Raw genomic sequence first — 22232 nt, 5'->3', positions numbered from 1 at the left:
CAGGGTCAAGGTGGCAGCGGGTTTTCCTGATCTTCATCAGGGAAGCCCGTTGCTTTTTTATCGGTGACCTAGATTGGAAATTTCAAGGTTGGCTCTTGCAGAATCTGGCGAGGCGCCTTTTCCGGTGAGGACAGCACTTCAAGCAGGGATTGCCCCATCAGAAAGCCTGCTTCCTTGACGTCCTCGGCAATCAGATCGAGGTTTGGATTGTTCAGGGGCAGTACGGCGGATACACTTTTGGCGACGACGCAATAGTCTTGCTCCTGCCTTTTTCCGCCTGCGGCAAAGCCGTTTTCCACCGCAAAATAGGAGGTCTCGCCGGGGCATATGATGCCGTCGGGCATGGCGTCGGTCCCGGCCAGCCCCTTTGCCCATGCCACAAGTTGGTCAGATGGCGAATCAAGGGATACATCCTCGGGCAGCAGGTGATCGACACCGGTTTCCCGCACTGCGCGCATGAAGCCATAGCGCATATGTTGGTAGAAGGTGAATTTGCTCAAGGGCAACAAGATACAGACCTTGTTGCAGCCTTTTGCCACCAGGCGCATGACGGCCTGATAGGCGAAGGCCTCATTGTCATAATCGACGAAATTATGCTGTTTGCTGAATTCGGTCCGCCCATGGGTGACAAAGGGAAAGTCCCGTTCTGAGAGAAACCGCACCCGTTCATCGAGTGCCCGGGTGCGAGAGAAAATCAACCCATCGGCCAAGCCGTTACGGACGATGTTGACCACCGGTTCCATGATGTGGCCGGGCGTGAAATGCGGTGTGATATTAAGGTGATAGTTGGTACCTTGGAGGGCTTCGACAATGCCTGTGATCATCGAATTGCCAAAGCCCAAAATCTCATTGTGGGGATCAAGGATCAGGCTGATGACATGGGTTTTTCCCGTGCGCAAGCGCTGGGCCGCACGGTCAGGCACATAGCCCACTTCCTTGGCGACCTTTTCAACCAGCTGACGGGTTTTTTCAGAAATTTTCGGATCGCTGCGCAAGGCCTTGGAAACAGTCGTCACCGCCAGCCCCGTCATGTCGGCAATGGTCTGTTGGGTCGGGCGCGTGCCTGACGGGATGAGGTCCGAGATTGGGGCTTTTTTGGCCATCGAGTTGGGGTCCATTGCGTGGTTTTTTTGAGTCCGGTTCGGCCGGATCTCCCGATTATTCCTTTGCCTGTTGTCGTAGCCTAGCCCAAGGTCCGTAAAAAAATCAATTGACACCATTTATTATTACAACGTTATAATGCGCCCAGATTCAAACTTCACACTGGGAGGAAACAGAATGAAACTGAAATCGATCCTGACCGGCACCGCTGTTGGTGCTGCCCTCGTTGCTATTCCCCTCGCCGTTACTCCGGTTTTTGCTGATGAGAATGTTGAAGTTCTCCATTGGTGGACTGCTGGTGGCGAGGCTGCTGCTCTCAATGTTTTGAAAGAAAATCTTGAGAAACAAGGTGTTAAATGGGCTGATATGCCAGTGGCCGGTGGCTCCGGTGTGTCTGCCATGACCGCACTTCGTGCGCGTGTGACGGCCGGTAACCCACCAACCGCCGTTCAGATGATGGGCTTCAACATCAAGGATTGGTCCAAGCAGGGCGTGCTTGGCAATCTGAATGACATCGCGAAAGCTGAAGGTTGGGACAACGTGGTACCACCCGCCTTGCAGGAATTCTCCAAATATGAAGGCAACTGGATTGCCGCTCCGGTGAATGTCCACTCGACCAACTGGGTCTGGATCAACAAGAAATTGCTTGATGAAGTGGGGGGCAAGGCGCCAACCAGCTGGGACGAGCTGATTGCCATGCTCGATGCCCTGAAAGCCAAGGGTGTGACCCCTCTGGCCCATGGTGGTCAGGCCTGGCAGGACGGCACGATCTTCGATTCCGTCGTTCTGTCACTGGGTGACGACTTCTACAAGGCTGCGATGATCGATCTGGATCCAGAAGCCCTTGGCGGTGCCAAGATGGTTGAAGCCTTTGATCGTATGGCCAAACTGCGCAGCTATGTTGATGACAACTTCTCCGGTCGTGACTGGAACCTTGCGACCGCCATGGTCATCAAGGGTGAAGCTGGCATGCAGGTCATGGGTGACTGGGCAAAGGGCGAGTTCCTGCAGTCCAAGCTGACGCCGGGCGAAGACTTTGTCTGCATTCGCTTCCCGGGCACGCAAGGTGCGGTGACCTTCAACTCTGACCAGTTTGCCATGTTCGACATGAAAGAAGGTGGCACCGCTCAGAAGAAAATGGCGTCTGCCGTGATGGATCCTGGCTTCCAGATCGCCTTCAACACCGTCAAGGGTTCCGTTCCAGCACGCACCGACGTGCCGAATGATGCCTTTGATGATTGCGGCAAAAAAGGCATGGCCGATCTTGGTGACGCTGCCAAAAATGGTCGTCTGTTCGGCTCCATGGCCCATGGCCATGCTGTGCCGGATGGCATCAAGAGCGCCATGTTCGATGTCATCACCGCGCATTTCAACGGCGAATTTGACTCGGCCACCGCTGCTGAAGAAATGGTCGATGCTGTTGAAGCAGCCAAATAGTCCTCTTAAGGACGTCTGACAGTTCGCAAATTGGTCAGACATTGGCCGGAGGCGTTTCGTCTCCGGCCTCCAAGGACGTCAAATTCACCAGCCCCCTACGTGAAAGAGACCCATGCTGGACCGCATTCGTGACTGGGTGCCGCGCATCGTGCTTGCGCCGAGCTTCCTTCTCGTCCTGATCTTCGTCTATGGCTTCATCGTCTATACCGGTTATCTCTCGATGACCAATTCGCGGATGCTGCCGTCTGACGAATGGATCGGACTTTCCAATTATGTAAAACTTTTCAAGCTCAGACATTGGGGCACGGCGCTCACCAATCTGGGAGTCTTTAGCTTCTTGTATATCGCCATATGCACGCTGCTTGGTTTGTTGCTGGCGATCTTTCTGGATCAGAAAATCCGCGGCGAAGGGGTTTTGCGACCGATCTATCTCTATCCGATGGCCCTGTCCTTCATCGTCACCGGGATTGCCTGGAAGTGGTTTCTCGATCCGGGCATCGGTCTTGAGGCAACCCTGCATAGCTGGGGCTGGGAGAGCTTCCACTTCAATTGGATCAAAGACCGCAATATGGCGATCTATACCGTTGTCATGGCTGCTGTCTGGCAGTCATCCGGGTTCGTCATGGCGATGTTCCTTGCCGGGTTGCGTGGGGTGGATACCGAGATCATCCGGGCCGCTGAAATGGATGGCGCATCGCAAGGCACCATCTATCGCAAGATCATCATTCCGATGATGCGTCCGGTCTTCCTGTCGAGCTTTGTGGTTCTCGCTCATCTGGCGATCAAGGCCTATGACCTTGTCGTCGCCTTGACCGGCGGTGGTCCGGGCCGGGCAACGGAGATGCCCGCGACCTTCATGTATAGCTACACCTTCACCCGCAACCAGATGGGGGTTGGCGCGTCGTCTGCCATCATCATGATGATCATGATTTTCTCGATCATCGTGCCCTATCTCTATAGCGAAATGAGAAGTGGAGACAAGAGATGACCCAATCCGTCTCCAACCCATCATCCATGTCGGATCGCCTGATCCGTGCTGTGATCTATGTCGCCCTGATCCTGTTTGCCATTTATTATCTGCTGCCGCTCTATGTGATGGTGGTGAACAGCTTTAAGCCGCTGGATGAAATCCGTGGCGGTGGCATGATGAATTTGCCGCAAGACTGGACAATCGCTCCTTGGCTGTCGGCTTGGTCGACGGCCCAGATCGGTGTCGATCCGTCCGGCCTCAAGCCCTTCTTTATCAACTCCATCCTCATGGTCGTACCAGCGGTGCTGATTTCGACCATACTTGGGGCATTGAATGGTTATGTCCTGACCAAATGGAGCTTCAAGGGCGACAGCATCATCTTTGGGGCTTTGCTTCTCGCCTGCTTCATCCCGTTCCAGATTGTCTTGGTGCCGATGGCCCGTATTCTGGGCTTGCTCGGTCTGGCCGGTACCACGCCGGGGCTGGTGCTGGTCCACACGATCTATGGTCTTGGTTTCACGACGCTGTTTTTCCGCAACTATTATGAGGCGTTTCCGACAGAGTTGGTGCGCTCGGCACAGATTGATGGTGCGAGCTTCTTCCAGATATTCCGGCGGATCATGCTGCCTAACTCGGCCCCGATCTTCGTGGTGACCGTCATCTGGCAGTTTACCAACGTCTGGAATGACTTCCTGTTTGGCGTATCCTTTGCCGACTTTGACTCGATCCCGATCACGGTTGCGCTCAACAATCTGGTCAACAGTTCGACCGGCGTCAAAGAATATAACGTGCATTTTGCCGGGGCCATTCTGGCTGCACTCCCCACCCTTGTCGTTTACATCGTCTCTGGCCGCTATTTCGTGCGTGGCCTGATGGCCGGCTCTGTCAAAGGATAGGACTATGGCATCTCTCTCCATTGAAAATCTCTACAAGTCCTATGGCAATGTCGATGTGCTCAAGGGCATCAATCTGGAAATCGAGGATGGTGGATTTCTGGTGCTGGTCGGCCCGTCCGGCTGTGGCAAATCGACCTTGCTCAATACCATTGCCGGGCTGGAGGAAGTCACTTCGGGCGAAATCCGCATCGGTGACAAGTCTGTTGCGGGGCTTCCGCCTTCCAAGCGCGATATCGCGATGGTCTTCCAGTCCTATGCGCTTTATCCCAACATGACCGTAGCGCAGAATATCAGCTTCGGTATGGAAGTGCGCAAGGTGCCCAAGGAACAGCGGGAAGCTGCGATCAAGCGGGTGGCCGACATGTTGCAGATCGGCGAGCTGCTGAACCGTAAGCCGGGACAATTGTCCGGTGGTCAGCGTCAGCGTGTGGCCATGGGCCGGGCGCTTGTGCGCGATCCGCAGGTTTTCTTCTTCGATGAGCCTTTGTCCAACCTTGACGCCAAACTGCGTGTCGACATGCGCACCGAGATCAAGCGGCTGCATAAACGGATGGGCACCACCATCGTGTATGTGACCCACGACCAGATCGAAGCGCTGACGCTGGCCAGCAAGATCGCCGTGTTGAAGGATGGCTATTTGCAGCAATTCGGCACCCCTGCCGAGATCTATGACAATCCGGTCAATATGTTTGTGGCCGATTTCATGGGCTCGCCCTCGATGAACTTGGTGCCTGCCAGCGTCAAGAAAGAGGGCGAGGCTATTGCGGTGACCTTGCAGGATGCCAGCGGGGCGGACTTTGATCTGCCGGTCAGTGATCCCGGCTCGCTGGGCGACTTTGTTGGCAAACCGGTGGTTCTGGGCATTCGCCCCGAAGCCCTGACCGACCCGCATGGGGCGGACCGCACCTCCGACAAGGTGGTCGAGCGGCAATGTATGGTCGATGTGGTCGAACCTGCGGGCTCGGACACCTTCGCCATTCTGCATCTGGGCGGCAAGCAGGCCATTGCCCGCATGCGGGCCAATGCGGCGGTCAATGCCGGGGAAAGCGCCACCGTTGCCTTCGATATGGCAAAGGTCGTGTTCTTCGACCCTGCGACCACTGAACGCATTCGCTAAAGACGGATAGATCCAATTATGCTGAACCCACGTCGCGCCGGACCTCAAACCGAAATCTGGACGCTTGCTTCCAGTCATGCCAGTGCTCAGGTCTGGTCATTCGGTGCGGCATTGCATCATCTTGCCTTTCAGACCCCCGAGGGGCGTCCGTTTCATCCGCTGGCCGAGGCGGACTGGCTGCATGGCAGCGCAACGCCACCGGCCAGTGGAGCGGCGCATCTGAAAACGCTGGGTGGAGAATGGCCGTGCGTGCCGTTTGGATCGGTTGCTGCTGATGGGGAGCATCACGGATTTGGTTCAAACCGTCCCTGGCGCATGATCGAGCGCGACCAAACGGCAATCACGCTGGAGATCGACTATCCGCCTGCTCATGTGATCCGGCGGCTCGAACGGTATATCCGGCTTGTGCCGGGGGAGGCGGCGGTGGATTTCCGTCTGGTGGTGGAAGCGCGTCAAGCCTGTCATCTGCCCATTGGTCTGCATCCGATTTTTCGGATGCCGATGAAGGATGGGAAGCTGGCCCTGTCGATCCCGGCTTCCGGTCCGGCTCAGGCAGCCCCTGATTGTTTGCGACCTGCCACAGCGGCTTTGGCCGCCGATTGCTTTGTTGATCTTGATGATCTGCCTCTGTCTGATCAGCAGGATCTGGTGCAGCTGTGGCAGACTGAGGGGCGAGCGGATCTGTTTTTTGGAGACGTTGGGCAGACCATTCGGCTGCAATGGGAGGCCGACAAACTCCCTCATTGCCTGTTGTGGATTGCCCATCCGGCCCAGTTCGATGCTCATCAATCCGCACCTTTTGTGGGTCTGGGTGTTGAGCCGATTGCATCCTATTTTGACAGCAATGATCTGCAAATCGATCGCTCGACAGGGGTGTCATTGGCGCAGGGCGAGATTTGGTCCATCGACTACAGGCTGATGCTGATGTAGCGCAGCGGATGCTGTGCTTGCGCCCGGTTTGTTCCTGACGGGCTTGCGAGAGGCGCGTGGCATCAGCTTTGTGTGGATTGCTTCCTGGTGTTTGCCAGCTGTGCCAGATGGTCCTCGGTGAGTGGTTTTTGGAAGCAGACATCGACGAAGATGTAGCGCAAGGCAACGTCCCTGTCGTGGTCATGGATCGAACTGGTCAACATCGCAACAACGGGCACATGGTTGTCGAACTCCGCGGCATAGCGTTCGAGAAACTCGAACCCATTCATGATTGGCATGTTGATGTCGAGAATGATCGCATCAGGGTCGTCTTGGCGCAGAATGTCGAGCGCTTCCCTGCCATTAAAGGCAGACAGGGTCGCAATGGTCGGGTCGAATTTTTCGATGACATATTTGCAGATATATTGATCGACTTCTTCGTCATCGACGATCAGGATTTTCCTCAGGGACATCATATCCTCCATTTGGCAGTTCGAGGATGAAACGGCTGCCTTTGGGCTGTGGTTCAAACCGGATCGATCCGCCTAACGCTTCCGAGCATTTCTTCATGATATACATTCCCAGACCGCTCCCGACCGCTACTTTGGGATGAAAGCGTCTGAACATTTCGAACAATTTCGGTTGAGCCTCTGGCGGGATCCCAATACCGTTGTCGGTGAATGTCAGCACCAGAGTTTGGTCCGATTGCTGAGCGGAGATATGCATTTTGGACTTGGCTTCGTTCCTGTCGCGGTATTTCACGGCATTGGAAAGCAGGTTTCTGATGATCATCTGAAACTTGGTCAGACTGGTTTCGATGGCAAGCTCCGGATCAATGTCGATGTGCAAGGTCATGTCGGCATAGCCATCCAGATGGCTCAACTCGGTCAACAGTTCCTCGATCGTTTCGCGAACCGGAAACTCAGTCGGACCTTCCACCATCAGGCGGGCGCGTGTGACCTCGATGATGTTTTCAATCAGGCTGTCGAGGCGCAGAAAGTTCTTGTGCAGACGCGTCAGATTTTCCTCAAGGAGGGCCAGCTCTCTGTCCTGCAATTGTGTTTCGCAAATGCGAACCAATCCGATCGCTGACGCGACGGGCGAGCGCAGATCATGGGATGTGCGGTAGGCAAAGTCCTCCAGTTCCGCATTGGCTGCCAGCAAGGCGGCTTCGGTTTGCCTGCGATGGGAAATATCACGGATCATGCCGCTAAACATGACCTGTTCCTGCGCGTCGATCCGGGATACGGACAATTCGATCGGAAAGGTGCGGCCACATTTATGCCTGGCTTCCAGCTTCCGATAGTTGGAGATGATCTTGGCTATGCTGTTTTGATCGGAGTTTTCGATATAGCTCTGGTGGTGTTTGGCAATATCCTGAGGCATCAGGATGGAGACATTTTGTCCGATCATCTCGCTTCTCTCAAAGCCGAACATATCGACGCTTGCCTCATTGGCAGACAGAATGCTGCCTCGTTCGTCAATCAGGATGATGCCGTCCGTTACCTGATCGATGATTGCAGCCATCTGCGCCTTGCTTCTTTCGACGGCCCTCATGTTCTGGATACTGCGTCGGGCGTGCCACAACGCATAAAGGGTCAAGCCCAAATAGAGCAGGACGGCAGCAACAATGACAATGGAAAGCTTGTTCATTGTCTCGGACTGTTTGTCTTCAAGCAGAAGATACGTCATGATCAACTGCGAGAGATCCGAGGATGATTGGGTGACAAGCACAAAAAAGGCAAACAGGATCAGCAGCAAAGGTGCGACCAACAGGATCACATAGATGCGCCCATTGTTCGAACCGGTATGGACCAACCCAAATCCCAAGGCAATGAAACCGATGCCTGTATGAGGAGACATGCGCGGCACGCCGATCCAGTCGAGGCTGGATTCCAGATGAATGGCATAACCGATCACGGTGAAGGTGGCAATGCAGATAGTCGCTAGCCCCAACCCCATGCGGGCCTTTCTGAAACTGTCCGCGCGGGACAGGGAAAGGCCGATAGCCACAAGCAAAAAACAAATCGCTGTGGTGGGAGACATTCGTCCGGGCTCTGACGCGCCGATACTCACGAAGGGATCAAGCAGCAAGGTGTCGATGCCGATTGACGTGCCGAACCAATATTGAAGGAGCGAGAGACCCGCGAGAAGTCCCGCCGGGGCGCTCAGGAAGTGGGGCGTAACCGGCTGATAGATGGCAGTGACAATGAAGGCCCCGCCTGTCAACACAAAGCACAAAGCGGTGTTGAACTGCATCGCAAAGATGATTGGGAAGGTGGTGACAAAAAACTCGAGTTGTAACAGCCAGATTCCCATGACTGTTAGCCCCCCCAGTGCGGTTGTTATGCCAACCAGAAGCAGGACCGGGATTTTTGATGGTTCCAATTGTCTTGAAGTCTTCACGCGATTTGCCTTCCCATTGTTTGGGGCGCTCCTCAAGGCATGCACCGTCTTTGCAAAAACATTGTTGGTTATTCGTTTGAAGATTCAATATTTCTTTTAACTTATATGTAAATGGGGCTGTTCTTCAATGGATTTAAATCAATGATCGAATGACCGGATCTTTTTGAAAGATTATTTGTGCTTTTCTTGGTTTGTTTTGTAAATATTCGTCCAATTTATTGCTCTGACTTATTGGATCTTTGCTCAAGCGGTTGTATGAGGGCGTTGGCGTGTGGTCGCTCCCCACCCATCCACCAGAGGTGACTGCTCTGTTGGATGGGTGGGAGAGCACATGTTGCTTGGCGGATTTTTCGCGACTAATCTTTTTCCTCGCTGTCTTTTGGGGCTTGCTGTCGGTCGAATTTGCCATAGTCCCGCAACACATTGGCGACACGCAGGCGATAGTCGTCAAACACTGCGTCATGCCCCTCAGCTCGTCCCTTGTCTTGTGCTTGCCGGTGGGTTGCAAAATTGCGCCATTGGGTTATGGCGTCTTCATGCTCGAAAAAAGACAGGGAGAGCATCTTGTTCGGCTCGGTCAGGCTCTGGAAGCGTTCAACCGAGAGGAAGCCATCAATCTGTTCGAGCATCGGGCGAATGGCCGCCGCGATGGTGAGATAATCGGCCTTGCGCCCCTCGGTGACATAAACCTCGAAAATCACCGCAATCATGAGTGCGGCTCCGATGGCGTGGGAGACGAGACGCATTTCAGGAAAGTTCTGTCCTCCCGCAGCAGGAATTTCTCTTTCTGCGCAAAGGCATAGTTGTCCTGCCCCAGCGGGTCAGCCCTCAGGCGTTCGCGATAGGCTTCATAGGCGGCAAGACTGGGGATGTTGTAGATACCATAGGCCAGCGTCGAGGATCCCTCGTGCGGGGCATAATAGCCAATGAGGTCGGCACCACAGCGAGGGATGGCCTGACCCCAATTTTGAGAATAGTCGATAAATTGCTGCTTTTTCGTCGGGTCGATGTGATAACGGATGATGCAGGTCAGCATGGTGATCTCCTTTGGTTGATTGGTGCGAGGATAGCCCATTGCCTGACGTTGATGCTTCGGTTATGGTCGAACTATGAAAGAAGGACCAAACATAGCCCAGATTGCAGCCCTCATTGGCGACCCAGCGCGTGCCAACATGTTGACCGCGCTGATGTCGGGCAAGGCCTTGACGGCTAGTGAACTGGCGGCAGAAGCCGGTGTTACCTTGCAGACTGCCAGTGCCCATCTTGCCAAGCTTGATCGCGGAGGCCTGTTGCGGCAGCGCAAGCAGGGGCGACACAAATATTTCTCGCTGGCAAGCGATGAGGTTGCTCATGTGCTCGAAGGGTTGATGGGGCTTGCGGCTGGAGCGGGCCATTTGCGCCGACGCACCGGGCCGAAGGATGATGCGCTCAGAAAGGCGCGGGTTTGCTACAATCATCTGGCCGGTGACATGGGCACGCAGATGTTCGACAGTCTGGTTGCACAAGGTCATCTGGTGTTTGAGGATGACGCGCTGGTTCTCACTGCATCCGGTGCAGCTTTTATCGCCGAGCTTGGTATCGACCTCGCGTCGCTCAGCAAAGGGCGGGCGTCTTTGTGCCGGGAGTGTCTTGACTGGAGCGAGCGGCGCTCGCATTTGGCGGGTAGTCTCGGGCGCGCCTTTCTGGCGCGTTTTGAAGCGTTGGCGTGGCTCAGGCGCGATCAGGCAACACGGGTCATCGCCTTCTCGCCAAAAGGGACGAAGGCCTTTGAGGCGTTGTTTCCCCTTGAGGCCATCTCTGCTGACAGGTGATGTCCGGGTGTCATGAAGCGGGCAAGCCGAACGATCTGTCCTCGTGTAGGTTGGGCTTGCATATGGTGGTTGGTAGAAGGCAGCCCCACCATGACTGGTTGGTTAAATTTTAGCCATCATGGAAAAATAGATTAATTTTTGTTCATGCTTGAGGCCGGTCGCCCAGACCGATGCGAGCCTTCTTTTTCAGTCTTCTTATTAAGTGTTTGATACTAAGTAGTTTACCGAATAACTCCGGGAACTGGCACGCTCCATGCATAAGTGAGATCAGGTTTATTGAACCTTTTATTGATTGTCCAACGGCGGACATCCATAGGCAATGTTGCTATCCAGCCCTGACAAACACGCGGTCTTTCTTGCGGCGTGACCGCACACGGATTCCCTTCGTTGCTCCCTTTTCAGACAATTCACCCGCTCAGGCTGGCTAGCCCCATTTTGCCTAGATCCCAACTGCTCCTGCGGGAGCGAATGAGCCTTTTAGGAGTTGTTCTATGGCATATGTGAAACCCTCTGAATTTGCGGCCCAGATGATTGAAGCTGGGGAAGCAAAAATCTTCATGTCCACCAAGGATACGCTGATCAGGGCCTATATGGCGGGTGCCATTCTGGCGCTGGCTGCGGCTTTTGCAGTGACCATTGCGGTGAATACCGGCAACTTCCTTGTTGCGTCTTTGTTGTTCCCGGTCGGCTTCTGCATGCTCTATCTGCTGGGCTTTGACCTTCTGACCGGTGTCTTCACGCTTGCCCCTCTGGCGCTTCTTGCCAAACGGTCTGGCGTGACATGGGGCGGCGTCTTGCGCAACTGGGGACTGGTCTTTATCGGCAACTTTGCCGGTGCGATGACCACCGCCATCTTCATGGCGATCATCTTCACCATGGGTTTCTCGCAAGAGCCGAATGCGGTTGGGCAAAAAATCGGAGTGATTGGTGAGACCCGTACGGTGGGATATGCGGCAGCGGGTGCTGCTGGCTTCCTGACGGTCTTCATTCGGGCGGTGATGTGCAACTGGATGGTGTCCACCGGCGTGGTTGCTGCGATGATGTCCAACACTGTGTCGGGCAAGATCATGGCCATGTGGATGCCGATCCTTGTCTTCTTCTATCTCGGCTTCGAGCATTCCATCGTCAACATGTTCCTGTTCCCATCAGGCATCATGCTGGGCGGTAATTTCGGTTGGTTCGAGTATCTCGCCTACAACGAAATTCCGGTGATTGTCGGCAACCTCGTTGGTGGTCTGACCTTCGTGGGCGGCATGATCTACGCGACTCATTTCCGCACCTCGCCATCGCGCCGTCCAGTCGGCACGGTTGCTGAACCGGCTGAGTGATGCGCAGTCACCCTTGAGGTGAGATGAAACCAAAGGGCTGGGTGGTGTCTTGCCATCCAGCCTGCTCTTTCCACGCCCAGTCAGAGATGTTTGCTTTGTTGAAATCCAGTGCACCAAACCTGTTTGATAAGGCAAAGGCCATGGTCTCCCTTGGTCAGGCGAGTGCGACTGGTCCCAAGGCACGCAATGACGATTTTTACGGCGCCAGCTTGCCCGAAGGTTCGGCCTTGGTCTCGAAGGGTATTCTGATTGCGATTGCCGACGGAATCTCCAGCTCGGATCATGGCCGGACCGCGGCGCACACGGCCATCAAATCCCTGATGAGCGATTATTATGCGACGCCGGAGGCCTGGTCGGTCAAAAACTCCATTTCTCGTGTTATCAGCGCGACCAACAGCTGGCTGCATGCGCAAAGTTGCTTCAAGGGTATCAGCGATCCGGACCATGGCTATGTCTGCACTCTGGCCGCGGTTGTCTTCAAAGGGCCGTCGGCCCACTTGTTCACGGTTGGTGACAGTCGAATCTGGCGTCTCTGCGGCAGTGCGCTGGAACCCCTGACGCGGGCGCATCGCAGCGTAACGGCTGATGGCCAGACGGTCTTGTCCCGTGCCCTTGGCGTCGACAGTGCGGTCGAGATCGATTATCGGCAGGAGCGGCTATCGCAAGGCGACGTCTTTATTCTGAGCACCGATGGGGCGCACGAATTCTGGGACAAGGATCTGGTTATTGACGCCATCGCGACGTCTGACGATCTTGACCGTGCTGCCGGGCAGATCATCGAGGCGGCGATGGCGCGGGGCTGTGATGACAATGCCACTCTGCAAATCTTGCGGATTGATCGCGTGCCTGATGATGACGCGTTGGTTTTTTCGCCTGACGGGGATCTCAAGCCCTTCCCGGTTACCCCAAAGGCAGGAGATGTGATTGACGGCATCACGCTCCTTCGGGAGCTGCATGCCAATCACCGCTCACACATTTTTCTGGCTGCTCTGCCGGATGGGCAGAAAGCGGCTTTCAAGATACCGGCCAGCGAAGTTCTTGCCGACGAGCGGGCCATGCGCCGTTTCATGATCGAGGAATGGGTCGCAAGGCGACTGGATAGTGACTATTTGATGTCCGCACCCAAGGCCCATGGACAACGCTCGCACCTGTATATTCTGACCGATTATGTGGCCGGACAGACCCTTCGCCAATGGATGCATGACAATCCCGATCGCAGCATTGAGATGTGCCGGGAAATCCTTGAGCAGATCATCAAGGGGTTGCGTGCCTTGCATCGGCGGGAAATGCTGCATCAGGATCTGCGGCCAGAAAATATCATCATCACGCCGGATCTCGGGGTGACCATCATTGATTTCGGATCGGTCTATGTGGCTGGTGTGCAGGAAGCAGGCCCTGATGCCAGCGAAGCCGAGATCATGGGTACGGTGCAATATACCGCACCGGAATATTACATTCATGACGCGATCAGCTGGCAATCGGATCAGTTTTCCCTAGGAGTCATCGCCTATGAACTTCTGACTGGCGCGTTGCCTTACGGCATTCAGGTTTCGCAGATGCGCAAGGCCTCCGACCTCAAGCGTCTGAGATACAAACGCGCCCACAGTGACAAGCGAGCCATCGCCGATTGGCTCGATGATGCATTGCGGCGTGCGGTCGCTCCGTCTTCGGCGCATCGGTTTGACGCCTTGTCTGAGTTTGAGGCAGCCATGCGGACCCCCAGCCTTCGCTATCAATCCCAATCAAAGAGGCCTCTGTTTGACAGGCTGCCGGAGCAGGCTTGGAAAGCCATCTCGGCTTTGCTGCTGCTGATCTGCCTGATCCAGACCATTTATATTGCCAGTCAATAAACCGTATTCAATAACAGGAGAGAGACAAGATGTTGACCAAAGATGATGTGACAATTCTTATTCTGGAAGCCAAGAAAAAGGCTGGTATGGGCTGGAGTGATATTGCCGCGAAGATCGAAATGTCGCCAGTTTTTACCCATTCTGCCTGCGTTGGAATGAATGCCTTTCCGCTTGAGAAAGCCAAGGCCTTGGTGTCCGTTCTAAGGCTGCCGGACGAGGCGGCCGAGGTGCTGGCGGAAAGCCCGAACAAGGTTTGGGAACAAGCGGTCCCGACGGATCCCTGTATCTATCGCTTCTATGAGATTGTCGGCGTCTATGGGCCAACATTGAAGGCGCTGATTCATGAAGAATTTGGTGACGGTATCATGTCTGCCATCGATTTCGACATGAGTGTGACCCGCGTGCCAAGCCCCAAAGGGGACAGGGTCAAGGTCGAGATGTGCGGCAAGTATCTGCAATATAACGCCTGGTAGGAGGCCTACCTGCAAGGAGCCCAGTGGGGACCAAAATATCGATGTTCCCACTGGGTTATATGCCGCTTCGACCAATAGCCCTCTGGACGCAAGGATCGTCACGCCATGCATGCACCGCTTGAGAAAAAGAAGGGTTTCAGCCCGGACCAGATCGCCTATCTCGTTGATGCCATTGCGCAGCTCAATCTGCATGAGGCTTTTGCACCGAGCAATGGGTCGACGGCTCAGGGTGGCTCAGAACCAGAGATGGTGCATGGCACGCCGATTGAGGATTTGTGCAAGGAAGAACTGGCGAAATATCAGCAGCATCCGCTTGATCTGCGTTTGCGGTTGGAGCGCTGGACGGACCGCAATGAAATGGCTGAGGGGCTGGACAATTTCCTGCTTCGCCATTGGGGCTTTTTCAATGTGGCGCCCAACAGCCCCGGTTACATGATGCGGATGCGCATACCGGCCTGCAAGATGCGCGGCGACCAGATGCTGGTTATGGCCGAGATTGCTGATGAGCTTGCGGGCGGTTATGCCCATGTGACGACGCGCGGCAATTTGCAGCTGCGCGAAATTGAACCCAAAAATGTGCTCGAGATCCTCGACAGGATCCATCAGGCAGGCCTGTCCTGTCATGGATCGGGGGCCGATAGTGCGCGCAATATGACCGCTGCTCCGACTTCTGGCTTTGACTCGCAAGAGCTGATTGACCTGTCGCCCTACACGATCCGGCTGTCCAATCTGGTGCTCAACAGCCGCGCCTTGCAGGGCTTGCCGCGCAAATTCAACATTTCCTTTGATGGCGGCGGCGCCATTTCGTCGGTGAGCGACAGCAACGATATTTGCTTTCAGGCGGTCAGGGTCGGGATGAATGAGGCAGGCGTCGAGCCTGGACTTTATTGCCGGATTTCGCTCGGTGGCATTTCCGGTCACAAGGATCTGGCCCGTGCGACCGGAGCCCTTTGCACTCCGGCCCAGACGGTGATGGTCGGGGCCGCCATGCTGCATGTTTTTGTTGAACATGCCGATCGGACCAATCGCAAGAAGGCGCGGCTCAAATATCTGCTCGACGCCAAGGGCGTGGAATGGTTCCTCAAGCGGACCGATGAGAAATTGCTGGAAATGGACGCTGATTTCCAGCTGATCCGGCTTGATGACGCCCATGACGCGCCGCGCGCGCCGGTGAACCGGTCTGGCCATATTGGTGTCCATCCCCAGCGTGAGGTGGGGATCAATTATATCGGCGTCGCGCTGGAAATGGGGCGCTTGTCGCCGGAGCAGATGCGGACCATTGGCAAGGTGGCGATGCACTATGGCGGCAATGATCTGCGGCTGACTGTCTGGCAGAATATTCTCATTCCGCATGTGCCAGATGATCAGCTTTCCCTTGCCGAGGCCGAGCTGAATGCCGCTGGCATCGCGACCAAGGCGACGGCCTTCGCGGCAGGTGGCGTGGCTTGTACAGGAAAATGGGGCTGCAAGTTTGGTCTTGCCCATACCAAGGCCGATGGCACGCGGCTGATCCGGCATCTGGAGCAGACCTTCCGTCTCGATCAGCCCCTCAATATTCACCTCACCGGCTGCCCAAATAGCTGCGCACAGCATTATATCGGCGATATTGGATTGGTGGGGGCGACCATGCCCGATGGCAGCGAGGGCTATTTCGTGGTGCTGGGCGGGGGCAGTGACACAGATCGTGGGATTGGGCGGCCCCTGTGTGGTCCGATCGGGTCCGATGAACTGGAGGCCATCGTGGGCACCGTGATCAGCAATTATCTGAACCAGCGGGCACCCGGCCAGAGCTTTTTGAGCTATGCCCGCAGCCTGACGGACGAGCAATTGCCGAGCCTGCTTGAGCGAGCAAGTTGAGGGATGTGAGATGACCAAACAAGATCCAGAGATGCTTGCCCGGCTCGCTACGGCGATTGGTCAGGCCAATGCCCAGAATGCACCGCACTTTATCCCGGAGGACGCGCCTTTCGACAGCGAGCAACGCAATTGGTTGAATGGTTTGATGACTGGCCTCTTTGCCATTGCCGCAGCGGCAAAGGGGGACGGTGCTGAAAATGAGGCGGGCACGGCACTGAAAATCCTGTTTGGCTCCCAGTCCGGCACGGCGGAATCCTTGGCCAAGGATTTGCGCAAATATGCCAAGACCAAGGGCTTTGAGGCGGAGATTGGAGAGTTGGATTCCGTGACGCCAGAGGATCTGGTCAGCCTCAATCATGTGGTGATCCTTGCGGCGACGTTCGGCGAGGGGGAACCAACGGACAATGCAAAGAAATTCTATGAGGCTTTGATGGCGGTCGATGCGCCCTCACTGCCTGCCAGCCTTAATTTCAGTGTTTGTGGTCTCGGAGACAGTTCCTATCCGCATTTCAACAAGGTGGGCACCGATCTGGATGCGCGTCTGGCCGAGTTGGGCGCAACGCGGGCCGCAGCGCTGGTGAGCTGCGATGTGGCCTATGATGAGGATTATGCCGCTTGGAAAGAGGCGGTTTTCCTGTCTGAGCCTTTTGCTTCTGCCGCAGGGGCAGCGGGCGTGGCAGACGCAGAAGAAGCCGGGCCTGCCTTTGACAAAAACCATCCTTTCCTTGCCTCCCTGATGGGTGCGGATTGCCTGAGTGGCGATGGATCGGCCAAGAGGGTCAATCATGTGGAGATTTCACTCGCCGGTGGTGGCGAGGATCTTGATTATTCAGTCGGCGACTCTCTTGGGGTTTGGCCGGTTAATGCGCCGGAGCTGGCCAATGAGATCCTTGCCTTGCTTGGGCTCACAGGTCGGGAGGTGGTCAATCTCAAATCCGGTGCCTGCAAGCTGCGTTCGGCGGTGCTGACCAAGCTTGATATCGTGACGGTGACGCCCGCGACCCTTGAGGCATGGGGCGTCGAGCGTCCGTTTGAAGATGCTCATGTGATTGATCTGCTCAGAGCTGGTGTTCCAGATCTTGATGCGCAGGCCTTTGTCGATGGGCTGCGACCGCTGCAGCCGCGCCTTTACTCGATTGCCTCCAGCCCGAAAAAGCATCCCGGTGAAGTGCATCTGACAGTCGGAGAGGTCCATTATGATCTGGAGGGTCACAAACGGCAGGGGGTGGCCTCTACCTTTCTGGGCAAAAGGCTGGCGCTTGGCGGCAGCGTCGGGGTTTATGTCCAGCGATCGGGACATTTCCATCTGCCCGAAGACGACAGCAAGCCGGTGATCATGATCGGCCCGGGCACAGGCATCGCGCCGTTCCATGCCTTTTTGGAAGAACGTGAAATGCGGCAGGCAACCGGCGACAATTGGCTCTTCTTCGGCGACCAACATCAGGCGACGGATTATCTCTATCGGGGCGAGATCGAAGGTTGGGCGGCGAGTGGTCTTCTGACCCGGTTGAGCCTTGCATGGTCACGGGACAGCACAGAGAAAGTATATGTCCAGCATTTGATCGAGAAGGACGGAGCGACTTTCTTTGACTGGCTTGAGGCTGGGGCCGCGATCTATATTTGTGGCGATGCCAGCCGCATGGCGTCCGATGTCGATAAAGCCATCCGGCGGGTTATCGCGACCCATGGCAAGCTGGATGCCGCGGGGGTCGATGCCTATATGGATCAGCTGACGAAGGACCATCGCTATCAGCGGGATGTTTATTAGGGCGCGTGATTACATGTCCCGGCGTTCCACCTGATCGGGATCGACCGTGATGGGGCGATAGATTTCAACCCGGTCCCCGTCTTCCAGCCGCTGGGTGAGCTTGACGATGCGGCCAAAGATGCCGACCTTTTGTGCGCTGAGATCGATCTCGGGGAACTGGGTCAGGATGCCTGATCGGGTGATCGCTTCTTCTGCCGAGCAATCATCTGGCATTTCCATTCGGATCCAGACCTTGTGAATGGGGGTGACATAAGCAACGCCGATATTCATGGGAGGCTCCTATAGAGTGATCTGCTTGCCAACCGGCTTTTCAGGGGTCACCTGAGGTTTGGCCCTTTCCTCAATGGCCCGGTCAATCAGCCGTTTGCCGACGAGGATCAGACCAAGCAGGATGAAGCCTCCGGGGGGCAGGACAAACAGCAGAAAACCGTCATAATTCGGGAGGATTTCAAGCTCGAGAAAAGCCAGAGACGGCCCCAAGAGCAGAGAAGCCCCCGCGAACAAGGTGCCGGAGCCGAGGATCTCGCGCACCGAGCCGAGCAGCACCAGCGCGATGGTAAAGCCAACGCCCATCATCAGGCCATCCACCATGGCGGGCAGAATTTTGGCTTTGGAGGCAAAGCTTTCGGCCCGGCCAAGGATGGCGCAGTTGGTGACGATCAGCGGAATGAAGAGGCCCAGAATCTTGTAAAGATCGTGCAGATAAGCATTCATATAGAGGTCGACGATGGTGACGAGCGCCGCAATGATCAGCACAAAGGCCGGGATGCGGATTTCCGGCTCGATCATGGTGCGCAGCAAGGCAATGACAAAGGCGGAGGCCACCAGAACCGCCGTTGTTGCCAGTCCAAGACCAAGGCCGTTGGTGGCGGTGCTGGTGACCGCCAAAAGCGGGCAAAGGGCCAAGGTCTGGGAGAAGACGATCGTGTTGGTCCAGAGGCCTTCCAGTGTGATGTCACGGTAGCGCATGATCCTCTATCCTTTCGACTTGTCTGACGGCTGGGCCAGCAGCTTGGCTTTGTTCTGCTCGAAAAATTGAAGGCCTTGCTTGACCGAGCGAACCACGGCGCGTGGCGTGATGGTGGCGCCAGAAAATTGGTCAAAGGCCCCGCCATCCTTTTTCACCGCCCATTTTTCCGGCAGCAGATTGCCAAGAGACAGACCGGCAAAGCGTGTGATCCAGTCGCTGCGGTCGGCTTCGATCTTGTCGCCCAGTCCCGGAGTCTCTGCATGCTGCAAGACCCGGACACCAAGCAATTGGCCATCCTTGTCAACGCCGAGCAAGACGAGGATTGGGCCGCCATAGCCGAGTGCTGTGGTCTGATAGGCAACCGCCTCCAGCTGACCGCCCAGCCGAGCCGGATAGACCAGCTTTTCGATGCCATCCTCTGATTTGAGGGTGAAGGCAGAGGTGACCAGATCATTGTCATGGCGATCGTCCGGGATCACCAGCGCAAGAGACTTTTGCAAATCTTCCTTGTGGCGCAGGTCAATGGCCTCTTCGGTGGCAAGAAAGGCCGAGGACAGGGTGAGGGCGCTGACGACCGAGAAGAAACCAAGCAACAGGGCCAGATAGAGCGGGTTGCTGCGGATGGCCTCAAAGCGGGTGCCGATCCAGATGCCCAATTTGTGGGTCCGTTCAGCAAGGCTTGTTGCCGGAGCCCTATTGATGTCTGCCTCGCCGCTCATGACGTTGGTCCTTTGGTGTGGTCATCAGGGTAACTGAGCGGGGTGCCCTTGCGGGTGCGGCCATAGATCCGGGGCCGGACATAGGCATCAATCAGCGGTGCGGTGGCATTCATCAAGAGGACCGCAAAGGCGACCCCTTCCGGGTAGGCAGCCCATGTGCGGATGACAAAGGTGAGCATGCCGATGCCTGCGCCGAAAATGATCTTGCCCCTGTCGGTGCCCGGTGCGGTGACATAATCGGTGGCGATGAAAAAGGCCGAGAAGAGAAAGGCTCCTGAGAGCAGATGCACATCCGGGCCAAGATAGAGATCGGGGTTGAGGCTGTGGCAGAGGGTGGAAAGAGCCACCATCGCGGCAATCATCGAGACCGGGATGTGCCAGCTGATGACCCGCGTGATCAGCAGGAAAAGGCCGCCGAGCAGGGCAAGCAAGGCAGAGGTCTCGCCCATGGACCCCGCAATCGACCCGATGGCTGCATCGCGCATGTCAAATAGGCTGGCGAGAATGCTGGGCAGTGTTTCGCCCTGACCCAGTTGCGTCTTGATCGAGCCGAGCAGAGAGGCGCCCGAAAGGGCATCCAGTCCCGCATGGCCGGTGAGCACGACCCCGATCCCTTCACGAAAGCCGGGGGCATTGGCGCTGCTGAGTGGCAGGGGCGGCAGGAATTGGGTCATTTGCACTGGAAAGGAAATCAACAGCACCGTGCGGGCGATCATGGCCGGGTTGAAAATGTTCTGGCCAAGGCCGCCAAAGGCATGTTTGGCCAGCAGGATGGCGATCATTGATCCGATCAGGCCAATCCACCAAGGGGCCCAAGGGGGCAGGGTCATGGCCAGCAACCAGCCGGTCAACAGGCCTGAGCCATCGGTTAAGAAAGGCAGGATCGGCTTTCCGGCCAGTTTCAGGGCAATGGCCTCGAACAAAAGGGCTGAGCTGATGGTCACCACAAACAGCGTGATGGCAGGCCAGCCATAGAGATAAAGCCCGAAGGCTGTTGAGGGGACCAGCGCGAGGATAACGAGCCCCATTGTGCGGGAAACGCTGGCTCCAGAATGGAGGAACGGGCCGCTTGTGACGTCGGTCATGCTCATGCTTCCACCTTGATTTTGGTTTCTGTGTCGGCATTTTGGGCCGCAGCGGCGGCTTGCTTTTGTTGTTCTTCTTTCGCTTTCTTGGCTGCGCGCTCCGCCTTCATGCGGGCCATGGCTTCTTGCTTTTCACGCCGCATCTTTTCCATCCGCGCGTCGCGGGTCTGGACCAGACGCTTGGTCTCTTCCTGTTTGTGGTCGGCCCGCTGCTTGGCGGTCAGGCTGCCCTTGGCATAGTTGAAATATTGCACCAGTGGGATATTCGACGGGCAAACATAGGCGCAGGAGCCGCAGCCGATGCAATCGAGCAGGCCAATATCAACGGCGCTGTCGAGTTCGTCACTGCGGATGCGCTGGGCCATGTCAAAGGGGGTGAGGCCACAGGGGCAGGCCGCCGCGCAAGAGGTGCAGCGAATGCAGGGCATTTGCGCTGGGGCTTGTTTTTGCTTTTGGCCCAAGGCCAAAATGCCATTGATGCCCTTGATGATTGGCGCGCGCAGGCTGGAGAGGGGCTGGCCCATCATCGGGCCGCCAATGATCAGGCGGTCCGGGTCATGTTTCAAGCCACCTGCTTGCTCAACCAGATGGGAGACCGGCGTGCCGAGCAAGACCTCAAAGTTGCCGCCCTCAGCCATTGCTTCGCCGCTGAGCGTGACGATGCGCGAAATGAGCGGGCGGCCATGGCACACAGCCTGCTGGATGGCATAGGCGGTGGCGACATTATGCACCACCACGCCGATATCGGCGGTCAGGGCACGGGCCGGGGTTTCCTTGCCGGTCAGGGTCTGAACGAGATGCTTTTCCGAGCCCATCGGGTAGCGGGCGGGGACTTCGACAATCTCGATTGCCGAAGTCCCCGATGCCTTGGCAGCTTTTCTCAAGGCTGCGGTCGCCTCGGGCTTGTTGGATTCAATGGCGATGTTGGTGCGTTCAACCCCCAACGTCCGGGCCATGATGCGCACCCCGGTCAGCACATCTTCGGCCCGTTCGCGCATCAGGCGGTCGTCGCAGGTGAGATAAGGCTCGCATTCTGCGGCATTGATGACCAGTAGCTTCAGATCATACCGGTTGCGCAGATTGAGCTTGACGCCGGAAGGGAAGGTCGCGCCGCCCAGCCCGACAATGCCGCACTCAGCGACCCGCTTCGCCAACTCATCGACAGGGGCGGTGTCTGGGTCAAGAGGGGGTGGTCGGTCTGCCCAAGCCTCTTCCCCATCGGGGCGCAGGGTGATGGTGGTGCCGGGTAGGCCGGAGGCATGGGGCGCGATGAAACGGCCAATGGCAATGATCCGGCCTGAGGTGGGGGCGTGGATATTGGCCGACACGGCCCCGCGGGCCTTGGCCAGCAATTGGCCCTTTTTGACCAGATCACCCTTTTCAACCAGAGCGGTGGCGGGCGCCCCGATATGCTGTTGCAGGGGAATCCGCAGCATGGTGGGCAGCGGGATCGATTGGATCGCTTTGTTCGACGTTGCTTCCTTGCGCCCTTTGGGGTGAATGCCGCCTTTGATCTTGAACAGTTTCATTACCAG

The 22232-nt window shown here is 56.4% G+C and carries 21 protein-coding genes; 11 read left to right on the top strand and 10 right to left on the bottom strand.

Annotation, left to right across the window (positions count from 1 at the left end; translation table 11 throughout):
* Positions 1–68 precede the first annotated feature (68 nt).
* Entirely contained in the window at positions 69–1103 is a 1035-nt protein-coding gene (locus tag FDK21_RS15965; RefSeq protein ID WP_246657597.1) for a LacI family transcriptional regulator, read from the bottom strand.
* 181 nt (positions 1104–1284) lie between these two features.
* Here FDK21_RS15965 and FDK21_RS15960 point away from each other — a divergent pair, with 181 nt between their 5' ends.
* From FDK21_RS15960 to FDK21_RS15940, 5 genes are all read left to right on the top strand, one after another.
* Positions 1285–2538, top strand: a complete 1254-nt coding sequence (locus FDK21_RS15960) for an ABC transporter substrate-binding protein (protein WP_171022124.1) — start codon at positions 1285–1287, stop codon at positions 2536–2538.
* Between the two features lie 112 nt (positions 2539–2650).
* The gene (locus FDK21_RS15955) at positions 2651–3526 is read left to right on the top strand and encodes a sugar ABC transporter permease (protein ID WP_114011074.1); all 876 of its coding nucleotides are present in this window, start codon (positions 2651–2653) and stop codon (positions 3524–3526) included.
* On the top strand, positions 3523–4404 hold the full coding sequence (locus tag FDK21_RS15950; RefSeq protein ID WP_114011073.1) for a carbohydrate ABC transporter permease: 882 nt from the start codon (positions 3523–3525) through the stop codon (positions 4402–4404). Before FDK21_RS15955 ends, FDK21_RS15950 begins: the two co-directional genes overlap by 4 nt.
* 4 nt (positions 4405–4408) lie before the next feature.
* Entirely contained in the window at positions 4409–5521 is a 1113-nt protein-coding gene (locus FDK21_RS15945) for an ABC transporter ATP-binding protein (protein WP_138149776.1), read from the top strand.
* An 18-nt stretch (positions 5522–5539) separates the two neighbouring features.
* Positions 5540–6451 carry a hypothetical protein gene (locus FDK21_RS15940; RefSeq protein WP_138149774.1) on the top strand — a complete coding sequence of 304 codons (912 nt, stop codon included), beginning with the start codon at positions 5540–5542 and terminating at the stop codon, positions 6449–6451.
* Positions 6452–6513: 62 nt separating this feature from the next.
* Here FDK21_RS15940 and FDK21_RS15935 read toward each other — a convergent pair whose 3' ends face one another.
* The 4 genes from FDK21_RS15935 to FDK21_RS15920 all read right to left on the bottom strand — a co-directional run bounded on the left by FDK21_RS15935 (position 6514) and on the right by FDK21_RS15920 (position 9872).
* Complete coding sequence (locus tag FDK21_RS15935; protein WP_138149772.1) at positions 6514–6903, bottom strand: response regulator; 390 nt, start codon at positions 6901–6903, stop codon at positions 6514–6516.
* Positions 6872–8749, bottom strand: coding sequence for a PAS domain-containing sensor histidine kinase (locus FDK21_RS15930; RefSeq protein ID WP_138149770.1), 1878 nt, complete (start codon positions 8747–8749; stop codon positions 6872–6874). The genes FDK21_RS15935 and FDK21_RS15930 overlap by 32 nt, the downstream gene beginning before the upstream one ends.
* A gap of 443 nt (positions 8750–9192) precedes the next feature.
* Positions 9193–9546 (bottom strand): antibiotic biosynthesis monooxygenase, encoded by a 354-nt coding sequence (locus FDK21_RS15925; protein WP_138149768.1) that lies wholly within the window; start codon positions 9544–9546, stop codon positions 9193–9195.
* The gene (locus FDK21_RS15920; protein WP_138149766.1) at positions 9543–9872 is read right to left on the bottom strand and encodes an NIPSNAP family protein; all 330 of its coding nucleotides are present in this window, start codon (positions 9870–9872) and stop codon (positions 9543–9545) included. Before FDK21_RS15920 ends, FDK21_RS15925 begins: the two co-directional genes overlap by 4 nt.
* A gap of 73 nt (positions 9873–9945) precedes the next feature.
* Here FDK21_RS15920 and FDK21_RS15915 point away from each other — a divergent pair, with 73 nt between their 5' ends.
* The 6 genes from FDK21_RS15915 (at position 9946) to FDK21_RS15890 (ending at position 17923) form a co-directional block, all read left to right on the top strand.
* On the top strand, positions 9946–10647 hold the full coding sequence (locus FDK21_RS15915; protein ID WP_138149764.1) for a winged helix-turn-helix domain-containing protein: 702 nt from the start codon (positions 9946–9948) through the stop codon (positions 10645–10647).
* A 491-nt stretch (positions 10648–11138) separates the two neighbouring features.
* Entirely contained in the window at positions 11139–11975 is an 837-nt protein-coding gene (locus FDK21_RS15910; RefSeq protein ID WP_138149762.1) for a formate/nitrite transporter family protein, read from the top strand.
* A 23-nt stretch (positions 11976–11998) separates the two neighbouring features.
* Complete coding sequence (locus FDK21_RS15905; protein WP_138149760.1) at positions 11999–13825, top strand: bifunctional protein-serine/threonine kinase/phosphatase; 1827 nt, start codon at positions 11999–12001, stop codon at positions 13823–13825.
* 29 nt (positions 13826–13854) lie between these two features.
* A complete protein-coding gene (gene cynS / locus FDK21_RS15900) occupies positions 13855–14298 on the top strand; it encodes a cyanase (protein ID WP_138149758.1) in 444 nt (147 codons plus the stop codon).
* 105 nt (positions 14299–14403) lie between these two features.
* A complete protein-coding gene (locus FDK21_RS15895; protein ID WP_138149756.1) occupies positions 14404–16155 on the top strand; it encodes a NirA family protein in 1752 nt (583 codons plus the stop codon).
* 10 nt (positions 16156–16165) lie between these two features.
* Positions 16166–17923 carry a flavodoxin domain-containing protein gene (locus FDK21_RS15890; protein WP_138149754.1) on the top strand — a complete coding sequence of 586 codons (1758 nt, stop codon included), beginning with the start codon at positions 16166–16168 and terminating at the stop codon, positions 17921–17923.
* Between the two features lie 9 nt (positions 17924–17932).
* Here the strand turns inward: FDK21_RS15890 and FDK21_RS15885 are convergent, their stop codons facing one another.
* From FDK21_RS15885 to rsxC, 5 genes are read right to left on the bottom strand one after another with little or no spacing between them, the layout of a single operon-like run.
* Complete coding sequence (locus FDK21_RS15885) at positions 17933–18193, bottom strand: RnfH family protein (protein WP_138149752.1); 261 nt, start codon at positions 18191–18193, stop codon at positions 17933–17935.
* 9 nt (positions 18194–18202) lie between these two features.
* Entirely contained in the window at positions 18203–18892 is a 690-nt protein-coding gene (locus tag FDK21_RS15880) for an electron transport complex subunit E (protein WP_138149750.1), read from the bottom strand.
* 6 nt (positions 18893–18898) lie between these two features.
* Positions 18899–19612, bottom strand: coding sequence for an electron transport complex subunit RsxG (rsxG, locus tag FDK21_RS15875; RefSeq protein WP_138149748.1), 714 nt, complete (start codon positions 19610–19612; stop codon positions 18899–18901).
* Positions 19609–20697, bottom strand: coding sequence for an RnfABCDGE type electron transport complex subunit D (locus tag FDK21_RS15870; RefSeq protein ID WP_138149746.1), 1089 nt, complete (start codon positions 20695–20697; stop codon positions 19609–19611). The genes rsxG and FDK21_RS15870 overlap by 4 nt, the downstream gene beginning before the upstream one ends.
* Positions 20698–20699: 2 nt before the next feature.
* Complete coding sequence (rsxC, locus tag FDK21_RS15865) at positions 20700–22226, bottom strand: electron transport complex subunit RsxC (RefSeq protein ID WP_138149744.1); 1527 nt, start codon at positions 22224–22226, stop codon at positions 20700–20702.
* Between the last annotated feature and the right edge of the window lie 6 nt (positions 22227–22232).

It is taken from the genome of Cohaesibacter sp. CAU 1516 (genome assembly GCF_005771485.1).
In the GTDB taxonomy this organism is placed as follows: domain Bacteria; phylum Pseudomonadota; class Alphaproteobacteria; order Rhizobiales; family Cohaesibacteraceae; genus Cohaesibacter; species Cohaesibacter intestini.
The sequence above is the reverse complement of the archived record's forward strand: the minus strand, read 5'-3'. Positions and strand labels throughout refer to the sequence as shown.

Bases quoted from the DNA above. Each gene is read 5' to 3' on its own strand.
- FDK21_RS15925 (WP_138149768.1), bottom strand. From the start codon at position 9,546: ATGATTGCGGTGATTTTCGAGGTTTATGTCACCGAGGGGCGCAAGGCC.
- rsxC (WP_138149744.1), bottom strand. From the start codon at position 22,226: ATGAAACTGTTCAAGATCAAAGGCGGCATTCACCCCAAAGGGCGCAAG.
- FDK21_RS15890 (WP_138149754.1), top strand. From the start codon at position 16,166: ATGACCAAACAAGATCCAGAGATGCTTGCCCGGCTCGCTACGGCGATT.
- FDK21_RS15920 (WP_138149766.1), bottom strand. From the start codon at position 9,872: ATGCTGACCTGCATCATCCGTTATCACATCGACCCGACGAAAAAGCAG.
- FDK21_RS15950 (WP_114011073.1), top strand. From the start codon at position 3,523: ATGACCCAATCCGTCTCCAACCCATCATCCATGTCGGATCGCCTGATC.
- rsxG (WP_138149748.1), bottom strand. From the start codon at position 19,612: ATGAGCGGCGAGGCAGACATCAATAGGGCTCCGGCAACAAGCCTTGCT.
- FDK21_RS15955 (WP_114011074.1), top strand. From the start codon at position 2,651: ATGCTGGACCGCATTCGTGACTGGGTGCCGCGCATCGTGCTTGCGCCG.
- FDK21_RS15945 (WP_138149776.1), top strand. From the start codon at position 4,409: ATGGCATCTCTCTCCATTGAAAATCTCTACAAGTCCTATGGCAATGTC.
- FDK21_RS15905 (WP_138149760.1), top strand. From the start codon at position 11,999: ATGAAACCAAAGGGCTGGGTGGTGTCTTGCCATCCAGCCTGCTCTTTC.
- FDK21_RS15910 (WP_138149762.1), top strand. From the start codon at position 11,139: ATGGCATATGTGAAACCCTCTGAATTTGCGGCCCAGATGATTGAAGCT.
- FDK21_RS15930 (WP_138149770.1), bottom strand. From the start codon at position 8,749: ATGGGAATCTGGCTGTTACAACTCGAGTTTTTTGTCACCACCTTCCCA.
- FDK21_RS15870 (WP_138149746.1), bottom strand. From the start codon at position 20,697: ATGACCGACGTCACAAGCGGCCCGTTCCTCCATTCTGGAGCCAGCGTT.
- FDK21_RS15885 (WP_138149752.1), bottom strand. From the start codon at position 18,193: ATGAATATCGGCGTTGCTTATGTCACCCCCATTCACAAGGTCTGGATC.
- FDK21_RS15880 (WP_138149750.1), bottom strand. From the start codon at position 18,892: ATGCGCTACCGTGACATCACACTGGAAGGCCTCTGGACCAACACGATC.
- FDK21_RS15965 (WP_246657597.1), bottom strand. From the start codon at position 1,103: ATGGCCAAAAAAGCCCCAATCTCGGACCTCATCCCGTCAGGCACGCGC.
- FDK21_RS15940 (WP_138149774.1), top strand. From the start codon at position 5,540: ATGCTGAACCCACGTCGCGCCGGACCTCAAACCGAAATCTGGACGCTT.
- FDK21_RS15915 (WP_138149764.1), top strand. From the start codon at position 9,946: ATGAAAGAAGGACCAAACATAGCCCAGATTGCAGCCCTCATTGGCGAC.
- FDK21_RS15935 (WP_138149772.1), bottom strand. From the start codon at position 6,903: ATGTCCCTGAGGAAAATCCTGATCGTCGATGACGAAGAAGTCGATCAA.
- FDK21_RS15895 (WP_138149756.1), top strand. From the start codon at position 14,404: ATGCATGCACCGCTTGAGAAAAAGAAGGGTTTCAGCCCGGACCAGATC.
- cynS (WP_138149758.1), top strand. From the start codon at position 13,855: ATGTTGACCAAAGATGATGTGACAATTCTTATTCTGGAAGCCAAGAAA.